The following is a 15,016-nucleotide window of genomic DNA, read 5'->3' as shown; positions in this document are numbered from 1 at the left end:
ATCCTGGCGCGGTTACGCTGTCTCGGTGGCCCATTCCCCGGGCGCATCGTCGCGCGGAAAATACTGGTGGCTGCGCTGGGTGATCCTCGGTGCCGTGCTGGTGGTGCTCGCCGTCGAGGCGACGCTGGTGCGCGATCAACTGTCGCAGGCCTGGCACAGCCTGGTCGACGCCAACCCCGCCTGGGTGCTGGCCGCGGTGGTGGCCGCCATGTGCTCGATGCACAGCTTCGCCCAGATCCAGCGGGAGCTGCTGCGCTCGGCCGGTGTCCGGGTCCGCCAGTGGCGATCCGAGGCCGCGTTCTACGCCGGTAACGCCCTGTCCACGACGCTGCCGGGCGGGCCGGTGCTCTCGGCGACGTTCGTCTACCGGCAACAGCGGATGTGGGGCGCCTCGCCGCTGGTCGCGTCCTGGCAGCTGGTCATGTCCGGCGCGCTGCAGGTGGTGGGTCTGGCAGTGCTGGGACTGGCCGGTGCGGTCATGCTGGGCGCCAAGAACAACCCCTTCTCGCTGCTGTTCACCGTCGGCGGGTTCATCCTGCTGCTGCTGTTCGCCCAGGCCGTCGCCTCCCGCCCGGAACTGCTCGACGGCATCGGGGTGAAGGTGCTGGCCTGGTTCAACCAGCTGCGCGGCAAGCCGGCCGACACCTGGGTGGACCGCTGGCGGGAGATCCTGCGGCAGCTGGAGGCGGTGAAGCTGGGCCGCCGACAGCTGGGGGTGGCGTTCGGCTGGTCGATGTTCAACTGGATCGCCGACGTGACGTGCCTGCTGTTCGCGGCGTACGCCGCCGGTGGGCATCCGTCGCTGGGCGGGGTGATCGTGGCCTACGCGGCGGCGCGCGCGGTCGGCGCCATCCCGTTGATGCCCGGCGGTCTGCTGGTGGTGGAGGCGGTGCTGGTGCCCGGGCTGGTGTCCAGCGGCATGACGCTGCCCGACGCCATCTCGGCCATGCTGATCTACCGGCTGGTGAGCTGGATCTTCATCTCGTCGATCGGCTGGGTGGTGTTCTTCTTCATGTTCCGCACCGACAACCACGCCTCGCCCGAGCCGGATGCCCGACGCAGCGCGGCGCTCGGTGACCCGGACCGCTCCCACCTCGACTGAGCCCGTCGGGCTCCCCCGGTAGGCTGACCGTCGATGTCTGACGCACCCACCCCGAACACCGACCGGCGCGGCGCCGTGGCCGCCGCCACCGGCCTCGACCTCGCCGCCGTGCTGCTGTTCGCGGCGACCGGGCGCAACAGTCACGACGAGGGCATCACCCTGGCCGGCGTGGCGACCACCGCCTGGCCTTTCCTGGTCGGCACCGCGCTCGGCTGGCTACTGGCCCGGGCCTGGCGCCGTCCCGCCGCACTGATGCCCACCGGCGTGGTCATCTGGATCAGCACCGTCGTCGTCGGCATGGCGCTGCGCCTGGTGAGTGGTCAATCCACCGAGCTCAAGCCCAGTTTCCTGGTCGTCGCATCGGTGTCGACGGCGGTCCTGCTGCTGGGCTGGCGCGCCGGGGCGCTCGCGCTCAACCGCCGGCGCTGACACCAACCGCTACGACGGCGGGACGCCGGTGAACCCGCACCGGTTCTTGATGTCCACCAGCGGCTGACGGATACCCGTCATCTCATCCTTGACCTGCGGGTTCGCCTTGAAGTAGTCGGCCACCGCGGTCTTGATCTCGGCGCGGGGCTTGCCGTGCAGCCCGGTGAAGAAATCGTTGACGTCCGGGTGGGTGAACAGATAGGCCGACGAGGCGGCCGATACTCCGGAGGCGACGCCGGCGAAGTCGGCGGCCGTGCAGTTGGGCGGCGGATCGGCGATCGCCGACGGCGCCGAGGCCAGCAGCGCGCCGAATACAGCGCCCGAACCGATGGCGGCCACCGCCGCGCTTTGCAAAGACTTCCTCATCATGGCGCTCCGTTCTCCCGGTATTCCGATCAGCTAAACAGATCGCGGCCGGTGCTGTCAGGTCAAGCAATCGCAGTCACCGGCCGGCCGGCGCCGCCAGCCGGCCTCGAAGCCCGTCAGATAACGCTTTCGTTGCAGGTCAGCGGAGTTCCACCACGCACATCCGGCTCCTGTAGGCTCGGGCTCACCAGCCGTTCTGCACACCGCAGGGAGAGTCGTCATTCAGCAATTCATGATGCGGCTGAGTGCCACACTCCGACGATTCCGCTGGCTGGTGTTCGCCAGCTGGCTGGTCGCGTTGGTGCCCGCGGTCTCGCTGCTGCTGACCGGCTCCAACCAGCTGACCGGCGGCGGTTTCGAGGTTGCGGGTTCGCAGTCGCTGCGGGTGCAGTACGCCATCGAGGACCACTTCCCCACCGAGGGTGCCTCACCGCTGGCGCTGGTCGCCGCGCCCCAGGCGACCGCCACCTACGCCGACATGACCGGCGCCGTCGACAAGCTCGAACGCATCGCCGCCGAGGTGCCCAGCGTCACCGTCGTCCCCATCCCCAGTCAGCGGCCGCCCCAACCGGACCGGCCCTACGTCGTGCAGCTGCGGGTGGACTTCAACAACACCGGCGCCGTCGACGTGGCCAAGAAGTTGCGGGAGAAGGTCGGCGTCAACGGCGCCGATCCCGGCGAGACCGCCAACGAGTCGGTGCGGCTGTACGTGATCGGCCAGGGCGCGCTCGGCGCGGCCGCAGCCACCAGCACCAAGCACGACATCGCCGCCGCCGAGAAATGGAACCTGCCGATCGTACTGATCGTGCTGATCGCCGTGTTCGGCTCGCTGGCCGCGGCCGCCGTCCCGATGATCCTGGGCCTGTGCACAGTTCTGGTGACGATGGGCATCGTCTACCTGCTGTCCCAGTTCACCACCATGAGCGTGTTCGTGTCGTCGACGGTGTCGATGTTCGGCATCGCCCTGGCGGTCGACTACTCCCTGTTCATCCTGATGCGCTACCGCGAGGAACTGCGCCAGGGCCGCACCGTCGCGCAGGCCACCGACGCGGCGATGGCCACCTCCGGCCTGGCGGTGGTGCTGTCCGGCATGACCGTCATCGCCTCGCTGACCGGCATCTACCTGATCAACACCCCGGTGCTGAGCTCGATGGCCACCGGCGCCATTCTGGCCGTGGTGGTCTCGGTGCTGACCTCGGTCTCGATGACCCCGGCGATCCTGACCACCTTCGGTCGCACCGCCGCCCGCCGGTCCCCGCTGTTGCAACTGTCCCGGTCCAAGCCCGACCACGAACCGTTCTGGTCGGTGTGGGTACGACGGGTGATGCGCCGGCCCTGGCTGTCGGCGCTGCTGGCGACGGTCCTGCTGCTGATCCTGGCCGCCCCGGCGTTCTCGATGGTGCTCGGCAACAGCCTGTTGCGCCAATTCCCGCCCGGCCACGAGATTCGCGGCGGGGTCAGCGCCGCCGCCAAGGCGCTCGGTCCCGGAGCGCTGGGCCCGGTGCGGGTGCTGGTGACCTTCCCCGACGGCGACGCGTCGAACCCGCAGAACGCCGCGATCACCGACGCGATCGCCGGCGAGATGCACCGGGCCATCAACATCGCCGATGTGAACCCGCCGCCGGTGTACTCCGACGACGACCACAGCGTGCTGGTGTCCGGGGTGCTGACCGTCGACCCGGAGGATCTGGCCGCCCGCCACACAGTCGACTGGCTGCGCGAGCAGCTGCCCAAGACGGCCGGCGAGGCGGCGAGCGCGGCGGGGACGTCGGCGCCCGTCGTGTCGGTGGGCGGACCGACCGCCCTGATGAAGGACTTCGACGACCGCGTCGACCACACCGGGCCGCGGGTGCTGCTGTTCGTGTCCGTCGTTGCGTTCCTCATGCTGCTGCTGTCGATCCGGTCGGTGTTCCTGGCGTTCAAGGGCATCGTGATGACGGTGCTGTCGGTGGCCGCGGCCTACGGCAGCCTGGTGGTGGTCTTCCAGTGGGGATGGCTGCGCGGGCTCGGCTTCGAACCGCTGACCTCGATCGACAGCACCGTGCCGCCGCTGGTCCTGGCGTTGACCTTCGGCCTGTCGATGGACTACGAGATCTTCCTGCTGACCCGGATCCGGGAACGCTTCCTGCAGACCGCCGACACCCGCGACGCCGTCAGCTACGGGGTGTCGACCAGCGCCCGCACCATCACCAGCGCCGCGCTGATCATGATCGCGGTGTTCGTCGGCTTCGCATTCGCCGGCATGCCGCTGGTCGCCGAGCTGGGCGTGGCGTGCGCGGTGGCCATCGCCGTCGACGCGACCGTGGTGCGGCTGGTGCTGGTCCCGGCACTGATGGTGGTGTTCGAGCAGTGGAACTGGTGGCTGCCGCGTTGGCTGGACCGGATCCTGCCGTCGGTCGACTTCGAGAAGCCGGTGCCGGTCGCCGAGTGCGCGGAAGGCGTCAGCTTCGCCGACGACCTGCCGGGCCTGCCCGCACCCAACGCCGACGTGCGGATGGTGGTCAAGGGTGCGGCCAAGCTGCAGCGGCTGGCGCCGGACGCGGTCACCGTGCCCGACCCCATGGCCTTCGCCGGCTGCGCCGGGCTGGACGGCCGGATCCGCGGCGGCGACGGCGCCGAACTGGACGACACCGCCCGGCTGCGCACCGTGCAGACCGAGCAGTTCGCCCGGCTGGTGCATCCGGTGACGGTGTGGCGACGACGGCTGGGTGTCGCCCTGGAGGCACTGCACGACGAGACCGACCGGCTGGAACCCAAGCTGGTGCGCAACAGCCCGGTGGAGACCACCAATGTGCAGTTGCCGACCGGTGACCGGCTGCGGATCCCGACCGGCGCGGAGACCCTGCGGCTGATGAGCTACCTGCTGATGACGCGCAACAGCAGCCAGGATTTCGCCGACTTCGTGGAGCTCATCGACACCTGCGATGCGGAGACCGCGGCGGCCGTGCTGACCGAGATCGACACGTATTACTGTGGTCGGTGGTCGGATTGCCAACCCGCCGACCGTCCCTGGGTGAGCACTCATCTGGTTCGCCAGTTGGCCGATCCCCAACCGTCGGACACCGACGAGGACGCGGCCCCCGGCGATGACCGGAAATGGGATCGGGTCAAGACCCGCTGCCTGTCGGTTGCGGTTGCGATGCTGGAGGAGACGAGGTGACGGTGGCAGCCAGCGATGCCGATGCCGCCGGCCCCGTGTCCGACGGCGGCCGGCCGGTCGAGTTCTGGTCCACCGCCGCGATCCGCGCCGCGCTGGAGGACGGCGACATCTCGGTATGGCAGCGCATCGTGGTGGCCATCAAGCGCGACCCGTTCGGGCGGACCTCACGGCAGGTCGAGGAGATCCTGGAGACCCGCGCGGACGCGGGCGAGCCGCACGGCATCGCCAAGGCCATGCGGGAGGTGCTCAACCGCAGCCGCACCCACTTGGAGACCGCCGAGCGCGCCGAGGTGGCCCGCCACGTCCGGGTGCTGCTGGACCGCTCGGGGCTCAGCCAGCGGGAATTCGCCTCCCGGATCGGCACCCAGTCCACCGTGTTCGCCGACTATCTGACCGGCGCCGTGTGCCCGCCCGCATCGCTGATGATCCGGATGCGCCGGCTCTCGGACCGGTTCGCCCGGATGCGCGCGCAGCGCGAGACCCCCACCGAGGATTAGGCTCCGGTCTTTTGCGGGCGGTCCCGGTGTCACTCCGGCTTCGCCGAACCGCCCGATCAGGCAGCGCCGCGCTGCAGGGGCGCGATGTCCGCGACCAGCCAGCGACCGTCGTCCTTGGTCATCGACATCAGCAGCCCGGCCGCACCCTGGGTGGCCGCCTTGCCGGGCGTGCTCTGGGTCAGCCGCAGCACCACCAGCACCGTCGCCGCGTTCGGCACCAGCGCCTGGATGCCCGCCGACTCCACCTGTCCCTGTTGGGAGACCTTGTTCTTGGCCAGCTCGGCGGTGGTTCCGGCGTAGCTGGTGCGGAAGGATTTGGCGGTGTCGGCGGTCATCATCGCCGCGGCCTTCTCGATGCCGGCCAGTGGATCGGATGGGCTGAACGTCGCGGTAGCCTCGGCGACCTGAGTCGCGACCTGCACGGCCTGGCTCCGGTCGGCGTCGAAAGTGCGGTCCGGCCGGGTCCACTGGGTGTAGCCGACGGTGGCGGCCGCGATGACCACGACGGCCATCAGCGCAGTCACCGCCAGCCGCAGCCCGGGCCCGTCGTCGTCGGTGCCGACGGTGACGCCGTCGCGGCGCAGCAGGAAGAAGTTCAGCGCCGCCGCCTGCGCGATCAGCACACACAGCGCCGCGAACACCGCCACCCACCACTTCGGCCACATCAGCACGATCCCGATGGCGGCCAGCGCGGCGACGGTGACCAGCGGTGCGAGCACGTCGAAGGCGACCAGCCGGGCGATGTTCCTCATCGCAGGGTCTCCAGGCTGGAGATCATCAGGGTGCCGTCGACGTCGACCACCCCGAGCCGCAGCAGCCAGCCGATGGTGTTGCCCTTGCCGGCCGCCGAGTCGCTGACCGACCGTGCCGCGACCAGCACGGTGTCGTTGCTGGTCGCGGCGTCGTCGACGAGTGTCTCGCCGCGGTTCTGCGCCGGCGCGTTGTGCACGGTCTCTAGGGCGACCGCGTCGATCTGGCCGGAGGTGCGGGTCTTGAGCTTCTGCATCAGCTCCCGGTAGGGCGCCATATTGCGGTCGAAGCCGCTGTTGAGTTCACCGACGGTGCCGTCGCGCAGCTGCGCCATGCTGGCCTCGACGTTGTCGGCGTTCATGTTGATCAGGACGGTGGTCCACGCCGCGGCGGCCTGCAGCACGTCGCTCTGGTGCGCGCGGGTGTCCTCGGCGTGACGGTGCGTGCTCCAGATGACACCGCCGGCCGCGATGGCGGCGACGGTGATCAGCGCGAGCAGCGCCGAGACGATCCCGTAGCGGGAGAACACCGGGCCGTCGGCGCGGTCCCCGTCGGCGGTGGCGGCGTCCGCCGCGGTGTCGTCTGCGGGGTCCCCGTCGGTGTCCTGGGTGGGCATCGCCCGAGGCTACCCGGTGCCGCGACGGCTTCTGGAAGGATGGCGGGGTGACGGTAGAAACCCACCCCTCCGGCCTGGACCTGCGTTACGTCGACGAGCACGCCCGGCCACAGGACGACCTGTTCGGCCACGTCAACGGTCGCTGGCTGGCCGACTACGAGATCCCCGCCGACCGCGCCACCGACGGCGCCTTCCGCACCCTCTACGACCGGGCCGAGGAGCAGGTCCGCGAGCTGATCTTGAGTGCGGCCGACTCGACGAGCAGTGTAGTTCTGCGAGGAAGAGGTCGGCCGCCATCAGATCCGGCCGAGGATGCCTCGGGCGGTGACGAGCAGCGGATCGGCGACCTGTACGCGAGCTTCCTGGACGCCGAGACCGTCGAGGCCATCGGCCTGGCGCCGTTGCTGGCCGAGCTGGGCCGCATCGACGACGCCGGTGACCCCGACGCGCTAGCCGGGTTGCTCGGCGAGTTGGCCCGCACCGGGGTCGGCGGCGGCGTCGGGCTGTACGTCGACACCGACGCGAAGAACTCCGAGCGCTACCTTCTGCACCTGTCGCAGTCCGGGCTGGGACTGCCCGACGAGTCCTACTACCGCGACCCCGCGCACGCCGAGGTGCTGGCCGCCTACCCGCGCCACATCGCCCGAATGCTGGAGCTGGTGTACGGCCCCGGCGATCACCAACAGACCGCCACCCGGATCGTCGCGCTGGAGACCAAACTGGCGGCGGCACACTGGGACGTGGTCCGCCGCCGGGATGCGGACCTATCCTACAACCTACGCGTCTTCACCGAATTGCCCGAGCAGGCACCGGGATTCGACTGGGCCGGCTGGCTGCGGGCGCTCGGCGGTTCGCCGGAGATCGCCGCCGAGCTGGTGGTGCGCCAGCCTTCGTACCTGAGCGCGTTCGCCGCGCTGTGGGCCGACGAGCCGCTGGCCGACTGGCAGGACTGGGCCCGCTGGCGGGTCATCCATTCCCGCGCGGGTTTCCTGACCGAGGCGCTGGTGACCGAGGACTTCGCGTTCTACGGGCACACCCTGTCAGGAACCGAGGCGATCCGCGACCGGTGGAAGCGCGGCGTTTCGCTGGTCGAGACTCTGATGGGCGATGCCGTCGGGAAACTGTATGTGGCCAAGCACTTCCCGCCCGGGCACAAGGCCCGGATGGACGAGCTGGTGCACAACCTGCGCGAGGCCTACCGGGTCAGCATCTCCGATCTGGAATGGATGACACCGGAAACCCGGCAGCGGGCGTTGGTGAAGCTGGACAAGTTCACCGCCAAGATCGGTTATCCGGCGCGCTGGCGCGACTATTCGGCATTCGTCGTCGACCGCGGCGATCTCTACGGGAACTACCGGCGCGGCTACGCGGTGGGCTACGACCACGAGCTGGCCAAGCTCGGCGGGCCGGTGGACCGCGACGAGTGGTTCATGACCCCGCAGACGGTCAACGCCTACTACAACCCGGGGATGAACGAGATCGTCTTTCCCGCAGCGATTCTGCAGCCGCCGTTCTTCGACGCCGATGCCGACGACGCGGCGAACTACGGCGGTATCGGCGCGGTCATCGGCCACGAGATCGGGCACGGTTTTGACGACCAGGGGGCCAAGTACGACGGCGACGGCAACCTGGTGGACTGGTGGACCGACGACGACCGCGCCGAATTCGGCGTTCGGACAACGGCGTTGATCGAGCAGTACGACGCGTATGCGCCGAAGGCGCTGGGGCCCGACCATCACGTCAACGGCGCGTTCACCGTGGGGGAGAACATCGGTGACCTCGGGGGGCTGTCCATCGCCCTGCTGGCCTACCGGCTGTCCCTGGGCGGCGCCGAGCCGCCGGTGATCGACGGGCTGACGGGTGTGCAGCGGGTGTTCTACGGCTGGGCGCAGGTGTGGCGCACCAAGTCCCGAGACGCCGAGGCAATCCGGCGGCTGGCCACCGACCCGCATTCGCCTCCGGAATTCCGCTGCAATGGCGTCATCCGCAACATCGACGAGTTCTACGACGCCTTCGGCGTGACCTCGGACGACGAGCTGTTCCTGGCGGCCGAGGACCGGGTCCGCATCTGGAGCTGACCGCCGGATCTCGGCGAGCGTGCGTGTCCCCGGCCCGACACGCCCATCCGTCGCGTTGAGCCAGCCCCCACGCTGGTCTTCCTTCGATTTTCGCCTGCGTGGGTTCTGCCTCGACGAATAAACTCGGGCCATGCTGGGGTGGCGGATCGGGGTCGGAGTCTTGGCGGTATCGGCGGTGGCGGCCTGCGCCGCACCCGCTCCGGAGAAACCCACCACGCCCGAACACGCCTCCTGCATGGCGAGCCTGCCCGACGGCTGGCGCACGGCGTTCGACGACGGCGCCCGGACCGTCGCGCCGGCCGAGGTGCCGCTGGCCGTCGGCCCAGCCGGTGACGTGGTAGTCGCCCGCGACGACGGGACCGTGCGCGACGCCGCGCTGATCGGCGCCGACGGTGCCGCCACCACGGTCTACACCGTCGCCGACCCCGCGAACCGCGACGTCGGGTTCGCGGCGCTGGACGACAAGTGGATCGTCGTCGGTGTGCGGCACAACCCGCGCGGCGCCAACGGGGTGCTGCCCACCCTGGTCCGGGTCGAGGTGATCAACCGCGCCGACCACTCGGTGCGCACGGTCGCCGAGACCTCCGCCGACGACCTGCGCGACGGCGGCGCCACCATCGACTCGGTCGCGCTGTCCGGCGACACGGTGTACTGGCTGACCCGCGATTCCTTCGCCGGTGCGCACGGCACCGTCCGGTCGTTCGACGCGAACTCCGGGGCGACCGCCGAGGTGACCTCCGGCTCGCTGTCCTCGCTGCGCACCGGCGCCGCGGGCGTGCTGTGGGACGTCGCCGACGATCCCGCCGTGGTGGGTGTGCCCGCCGAACTGCCCGCCGCGGTTGCCGACGCCGTCGGCGAGCAACGCGCCGGTGTGGTCACCGACGGCAAGGCGTACGCCTGGCGCAGCGACGGCGGCCTGACCTGGTGGTCGGCCGATGCCGGCACGGTTCGGGTGACCGGCGATCTGCCCGGTGCCTCGGAGCTATGGGTGTCCGGCCCGCTGGTGTTCGGGTCCCACGCGCCGACGGCGACCGTCGTCGACACCCGGTCCGGGGCCTCCGTCGAGTTGCCGTATCAGGTGGCCGCTGTCGGCGGGGGCACGCTCGCCGCGCTGAAGGCACCGGCGGACAAGTCCGCGCCGTTGACGCCGGTGATCGTCCGCACCGAGCCCCTGCCGCCGCTGACCTGCTGACCTGAAGCATCGAGGCAGAACTGGTGCAGGCGACACGCCGGTGCGCTCCTGCGTAGGTTCTGCCTCGGTGGACGACGGGGGCTAGAACATCTGCCAGTCGGAAGCACCGTCGGGCTGGTTGTACCAACCGCCACCCGTGCCCTTGATGACCACGGGGTCACCGCTGCCGAAGTTGTCGTAGAACCACTTGGCGTTAGCCGGGCTCAGGTTGATGCAGCCGTGGCTGACATTGGAACTGCCCTGCTGGGCCACCGACCACGGCGCGCTGTGCACGAACACCCCGGAGTTGTCGATCCGGACGGCGTCCTGCACCTTGAGCTTGTAGCCCTCCGGCGAGTTCACCGGCACGCCGTAGGTGGACGAGTCCATCGTCATATCGGCGAACTTCTCCAGCACGTAGTAGGTGCCGTTCTTGGTCTCGTGCTTGCCGTCGGGGCGACCCATCGACACCGGGAAGGTCTTCTCCAGCTTCCCGTTGCGCATGACCTCCATGGTCTTGGTCTTGTCGTTGACCGTGGCCACCAGGTAGTCACCGGTGCGGAAGCTCGACTTGGTACCGCCGGCGTCGATGTTCACCACGGTGTTGGCCGGCCAGAAATCCTGCGGGCGCCAGCGCAGCTGGGTGTCACTGACCCAGTAGAACCGGCCCGGCACCGGCGGGTTCGACGTGATGTGCACGGCGTCCTCGGCCAGCTTGCGGTTGGCGATCGGCACCGCGAAGGTGATGTAGATCGGCTTGGCGACGCCCACCATGGAGCCGTTCACCGGGTTGAACGTCGGCGGCCTGAACGGCGCCTCACCGACGAACGGGGTCGGGTTCTGCCCGGCCGGGGTGCCCGCCGGGATGACCGCGGGTGCGCCGTAGTTGTTCGGGACCGCCGGGGTTGCCGGGGGCACAGCCGGGTTGTCGGCCGGCGCCGCGGCAGGAGCCGGATTGGCTGGCGCGGGGTTGACCGGCGCCGGATTGTCGGCGGGTGCCGGGACGCCCGGTGCGTCGACGACGCCCGGGTCGACCGGGTCGGGGTCGGCGTAGGCGGGTGCGACGGCGAATACCGAGCTCGCCACGATGACGGCCGCCCCGAACAGCCCTGCCAGCGATCGCCCAGAGTGGGTGCGCATACAGATCCTCCAAATCCTGGATAGCTTCCAGTGTGCCATGACAACGGTGCCCGGCCCCGTCTCCCGCCCGGCCGGCAAGGCTGCGACCTGGGAAAACAGTGAACGACGGGGCGCCCGCGGTTGTGAGGTTCATCGCCTCCGGTGGTGGTTTCGTTACCTCCGCCAACGCCATACGCCCGGCCTCTTCGTCGCGGAACTACGCGGAACTACACCGCCCCTCGAACCGGGAGGCTAGGAACGCACGAGCCGGGCGATGGCCGCCGACGCTCGATCAACGGGCGCCGAACAGCCATCCCCCGGCCGTGCTGTGCCGGCTCCGCGCGTCACGAACGCACGAGCCGGGCGATGGCCGCCGACGCCTCGGCGAGCTTGGCGTCGGCGTCGGCGCCGCCGGCCGCCACGGCGTGGCTGACGCAGTGTCCCAGGTGCTCGTCGAGCAGCCCCAGCGCCACCGACTGCAGCGCCGAGGTCACCGCGCTTATCTGCGTCAGCACGTCGATGCAGTACTTGTCCTCGTCGATCATCTTGGCGATGCCGCGGACCTGGCCCTCGATACGGCGCAGCCGCTTGGCGTAGTTCTCCTTGTTCGCCGAATACCCGTGCGCACCCTCATGTTCAGCCATGACCCAGCATCCCCTTCATCTGATCGATCTCGGCCTGCTGGGTGGTGATGATCGACTGGGCGAGCTGTTTGGCCGGCGGGTTGATCCCGCCGCCGGTCTCGCCGATCTCGGCGCGGGCCATCTCGATGGCACCCTCGTGGTGGCCGATCATCGACTGCAGCCACAGGGTGTCGAAATCGGTCCCGGACAGCGTCTTGAGCTTGGCCATGGTGGCGTCGTCGACCATGCCGGCCATGCCGGTGCCGTGGCCGCCGTGGCCGTTGCCGTCCGCCTGGTCGTCGGCGTATCCCCAGGACCGCAGCATCGATTTCATCGTGTCGATCTCGGGCTGCTGCGCGTTCTTGACGTTGCCTGCCAGCGTGATCAACTCGGCGTTGGCGCTGCGCCCGTCGACCAGTCCGGCCAGTTCGATGGCCTGGGCATGGTGCGGGATCATCATGGTCACGAAGTTGACGTCGGCGGAATTGAACGGCGACGCCGCCGTCGTACTGCTGGTCACCGACGTTGCGGAGTGATCGTGTTCGTGGCCGTCGTGACCGGCGGCGGGTTCCTTGGCGGAACCGCCGCAGGCGCTGAGCGCGACGGCGAGCGCGGCGCCGCCGGCCAGCGCAGTGATCCGGGTTGCCAGAGGGCGCGGGGCGTTTCTCATGCCCCCACCCTACCTGATACCCCCATGGGGTATCAGAAAACGTGTTTTTGGCATACTGAACCGATGCCCGAACAGCCTGCTCAGCCCGCAGCTCCCGACATGAAACCCCGCAGCCGCGATGTCACCGACGGACTGGAGAAGGCCGCCGCCCGCGGCATGCTCCGGGCGGTGGGAATGGGCGACGAGGACTTCGCCAAACCGCAGATCGGCGTGGCGTCGTCGTGGAACGAGATCACCCCGTGCAACCTGTCGCTGGACCGCCTCGCCAAGGCCGTCAAGGAGGGCGTGTTCGAGGCCGGCGGCTTCCCGATGGAGTTCGGCACCATCTCGGTGTCCGACGGCATCTCTATGGGCCACGAGGGCATGCACTTCTCCCTGGTCAGCCGGGAGATCATCGCCGACTCGGTGGAGACCGTCATGCAGGCGGAGCGCCTTGACGGTTCGGTGCTGCTGGCCGGCTGCGACAAGTCGCTGCCCGGCATGCTGATGGCGGCCGCCCGCCTAGACCTGGCGGCGGTGTTCCTCTACGCCGGTTCGATCCTGCCGGGGCGCGCCAAGCTCAGTGACGGCACCGAGAAGGACGTCACCATCATCGACGCGTTCGAGGCGGTCGGCGCGTGCGCCCGCGGGCTGATGAGCCGCGAGGACGTCGACACCATCGAGCGCGCCATCTGTCCGGGCGAGGGCGCCTGCGGCGGCATGTACACCGCCAACACGATGGCCAGCGCCGCCGAGGCACTCGGCATGTCGCTGCCGGGCAGCGCGGCCCCTCCGGCCACCGACCGCCGCCGCGACGGCTTCGCCCGCAAATCCGGCATCGCCGTCGTCGAACTGCTGCGCCGTGGCATCACCGCCCGCGACATCCTGGTCAAGGAGGCGTTCGAGAACGCGATCGCGGTGGTGATGGCGTTCGGCGGATCCACCAACGCCGTGCTGCACCTGCTGGCCATCGCGTATGAGGCCGGTGTGCCGCTGACCCTGGCCGACTTCACCCGGGTCGGCGCCAAGGTCCCGCACCTGGCCGACGTCAAGCCGTTCGGCGCGTACGTGATGAACGACGTGGACCGCATCGGTGGCGTCCCGGTGGTGATGAAGGCGCTGCTGGACGCCGGCCTGCTGCACGGTGACGTGATGACGGTGACCGGCGAGACCATGGCCGAGAACCTGCGCCACATCGCCCCGCCGGATCCCGACGGCAAGGTGCTGCGCGCGCTGAACAAACCGATCCACCCGACCGGTGGCATCACCATCCTGCACGGCACGCTGGCGCCCGAGGGCGCGGTGGTCAAGTCCGCCGGCTTCGATTCCGACGTGTTCGAGGGCACCGCAAGGGTTTTCGAGCGGGAGCGGGCCGCGCTCGACGCGCTGGAGAACGGCACCATCACCGCCGGCGACGTCGTCGTCATCCGCTACGAGGGCCCCAAGGGCGGACCGGGCATGCGCGAGATGCTGGCGATCACCGGCGCCATCAAGGGCGCCGGGCTGGGCAAGGACGTTCTGCTGATGACCGACGGCCGATTCTCCGGCGGCACCACCGGCCTGTGCGTGGGCCACGTGGCGCCCGAGGCGGTCGACGGCGGCCCGATCGCGTTCGTGCGCGACGGCGACCGAATCCGGCTCGACGTCAGCAAGGGCACCCTCGACGTGCTGGTCGACGCCGACGAGTTCGAGGCCCGCAAGGCCGATTTCGAGCCGCTGCCGCCGACCTACACCACCGGCGTGCTGGCCAAGTACACCAAGCTGGTGGGCTCGGCCGCCGTCGGTGCCGTCTGCACCTAGAGCGGCGGCGGCGGGGTCCTGGTCAGCTTCGCGTTCGGATCGAGTTTGTGGATGGGCTCGAAGCACCAGGGCAGCGCGTTCTCCATGAGCGCTTCGTCCGTCCAGTCCCGGTCCCGGGAGAAGCGGGTCAGGCGCATCCTGCCCACTGTTCGCGGACCCGAAACATCGTAGGACACTTCGGCTTCCACTACCGGCTCACCCGAACCCTGAAGCTCGTCCCCGCCCTCGACGTGGAATTTGACCTCGGGTTTCCAAGCGAACCCGACGTTGTGGCGCCCCATCTCCTCGTGCTGGACGATCACCAGGTTCGTCGGATGGAAGTCGCCCTCGCGCAAATGCGCGGAAAGCGCGTCATACAACTGCGCCGGCGGGACGGCGGTCTCGAAGTAGACGCCGTTGACGTACGTGTCGAGCTTGTTCTCCTGTTCCTTCTTCTTGTACGCCTTGAAGGGCGCTGCAATCAGCGCGATGAGTCCCGAGACGACGCCGTCGAGAACGGTTTCCAGGACCCAGACGATCACAAACAGCCCCACGAAGATCAGCAGGACCAGACCCAGACCCTCCATGGCGGGCCCTCCTTAAACATCCCTGTGCGATTCGCACATCACCATTCCGGACGCGGCGAACGCTACCCACGGATGCGGCATTGCGGACAG

The 15,016-nt window shown here is 69.5% G+C and carries 14 protein-coding genes; 7 read left to right on the top strand and 7 right to left on the bottom strand.

Annotation, left to right across the window (positions count from 1 at the left end):
* The first annotated feature begins 25 nt into the window (after positions 1 to 25).
* Positions 26 to 1,102 (top strand): lysylphosphatidylglycerol synthase transmembrane domain-containing protein, encoded by a 1,077-nt coding sequence (locus tag G6N16_RS03895; RefSeq protein ID WP_083033109.1) that lies wholly within the window; start codon positions 26 to 28, stop codon positions 1,100 to 1,102.
* A 33-nt stretch (positions 1,103 to 1,135) separates the two neighbouring features.
* Positions 1,136 to 1,531 (top strand): DUF3054 domain-containing protein, encoded by a 396-nt coding sequence (locus G6N16_RS03890; protein ID WP_083033107.1) that lies wholly within the window; start codon positions 1,136 to 1,138, stop codon positions 1,529 to 1,531.
* 9 nt (positions 1,532 to 1,540) lie between these two features.
* Here G6N16_RS03890 and G6N16_RS03885 read toward each other — a convergent pair whose 3' ends face one another.
* The gene (locus tag G6N16_RS03885) at positions 1,541 to 1,897 is read right to left on the bottom strand and encodes a heme-binding protein (protein ID WP_083033116.1); all 357 of its coding nucleotides are present in this window, start codon (positions 1,895 to 1,897) and stop codon (positions 1,541 to 1,543) included.
* 232 nt (positions 1,898 to 2,129) lie between these two features.
* Between G6N16_RS03885 and G6N16_RS03880 the strand changes: the two genes are divergently transcribed.
* Together G6N16_RS03880 and G6N16_RS03875 are read left to right on the top strand one after the other, a co-directional pair.
* On the top strand, positions 2,130 to 5,057 hold the full coding sequence (locus G6N16_RS03880) for an MMPL family transporter (protein ID WP_083033106.1): 2,928 nt from the start codon (positions 2,130 to 2,132) through the stop codon (positions 5,055 to 5,057).
* Positions 5,054 to 5,554: a transcriptional regulator gene (locus G6N16_RS03875; protein ID WP_083033104.1), complete on the top strand. Its 501-nt coding sequence runs from the start codon at positions 5,054 to 5,056 to the stop codon at positions 5,552 to 5,554. The genes G6N16_RS03880 and G6N16_RS03875 overlap by 4 nt, the downstream gene beginning before the upstream one ends.
* Before the next feature lie 56 nt (positions 5,555 to 5,610).
* Here G6N16_RS03875 and G6N16_RS03870 read toward each other — a convergent pair whose 3' ends face one another.
* Both G6N16_RS03870 and G6N16_RS03865 read right to left on the bottom strand, forming a co-directional pair.
* On the bottom strand, positions 5,611 to 6,306 hold the full coding sequence (locus G6N16_RS03870; protein WP_083033102.1) for a hypothetical protein: 696 nt from the start codon (positions 6,304 to 6,306) through the stop codon (positions 5,611 to 5,613).
* Positions 6,303 to 6,920 (bottom strand): Rv1363c family protein, encoded by a 618-nt coding sequence (locus tag G6N16_RS03865; protein WP_083033101.1) that lies wholly within the window; start codon positions 6,918 to 6,920, stop codon positions 6,303 to 6,305. The genes G6N16_RS03870 and G6N16_RS03865 overlap by 4 nt, the downstream gene beginning before the upstream one ends.
* 47 nt (positions 6,921 to 6,967) lie before the next feature.
* Here G6N16_RS03865 and G6N16_RS03860 point away from each other — a divergent pair, with 47 nt between their 5' ends.
* Both G6N16_RS03860 and G6N16_RS03855 read left to right on the top strand, forming a co-directional pair.
* Positions 6,968 to 8,998, top strand: coding sequence for a M13 family metallopeptidase (locus G6N16_RS03860; protein WP_083033099.1), 2,031 nt, complete (start codon positions 6,968 to 6,970; stop codon positions 8,996 to 8,998).
* Positions 8,999 to 9,128: 130 nt separating this feature from the next.
* A complete protein-coding gene (locus G6N16_RS03855) occupies positions 9,129 to 10,190 on the top strand; it encodes a hypothetical protein (RefSeq protein ID WP_083033098.1) in 1,062 nt (353 codons plus the stop codon).
* An 81-nt stretch (positions 10,191 to 10,271) separates the two neighbouring features.
* Here the strand turns inward: G6N16_RS03855 and G6N16_RS03850 are convergent, their stop codons facing one another.
* The 3 genes from G6N16_RS03850 to G6N16_RS03840 all read right to left on the bottom strand — a co-directional run bounded on the left by G6N16_RS03850 (position 10,272) and on the right by G6N16_RS03840 (position 12,581).
* A complete protein-coding gene (locus G6N16_RS03850; RefSeq protein WP_083033096.1) occupies positions 10,272 to 11,309 on the bottom strand; it encodes a L,D-transpeptidase in 1,038 nt (345 codons plus the stop codon).
* A gap of 323 nt (positions 11,310 to 11,632) precedes the next feature.
* Positions 11,633 to 11,932, bottom strand: coding sequence for a copper-sensing transcriptional repressor RicR (gene ricR, locus G6N16_RS03845; protein WP_083033095.1), 300 nt, complete (start codon positions 11,930 to 11,932; stop codon positions 11,633 to 11,635).
* Complete coding sequence (locus tag G6N16_RS03840; RefSeq protein WP_083033093.1) at positions 11,925 to 12,581, bottom strand: DUF305 domain-containing protein; 657 nt, start codon at positions 12,579 to 12,581, stop codon at positions 11,925 to 11,927. The genes ricR and G6N16_RS03840 overlap by 8 nt, the downstream gene beginning before the upstream one ends.
* A 63-nt stretch (positions 12,582 to 12,644) precedes the next feature.
* Here G6N16_RS03840 and ilvD point away from each other — a divergent pair, with 63 nt between their 5' ends.
* Positions 12,645 to 14,360 (top strand): dihydroxy-acid dehydratase, encoded by a 1,716-nt coding sequence (gene ilvD, locus G6N16_RS03835; protein ID WP_083033092.1) that lies wholly within the window; start codon positions 12,645 to 12,647, stop codon positions 14,358 to 14,360.
* Here the strand turns inward: ilvD and G6N16_RS03830 are convergent.
* Positions 14,357 to 14,926, bottom strand: a complete 570-nt coding sequence (locus G6N16_RS03830) for a hypothetical protein (RefSeq protein ID WP_083033090.1) — start codon at positions 14,924 to 14,926, stop codon at positions 14,357 to 14,359. The two genes, ilvD and G6N16_RS03830, sit on opposite strands and share 4 nt — an antisense overlap.
* Positions 14,927 to 15,016 lie beyond the last annotated feature (90 nt).

The organism is Mycolicibacterium insubricum (assembly GCF_010731615.1).
Lineage (GTDB): Bacteria > Actinomycetota > Actinomycetes > Mycobacteriales > Mycobacteriaceae > Mycobacterium > Mycobacterium insubricum.
This window is presented reverse-complemented; position numbering and strand designations above follow the sequence as displayed.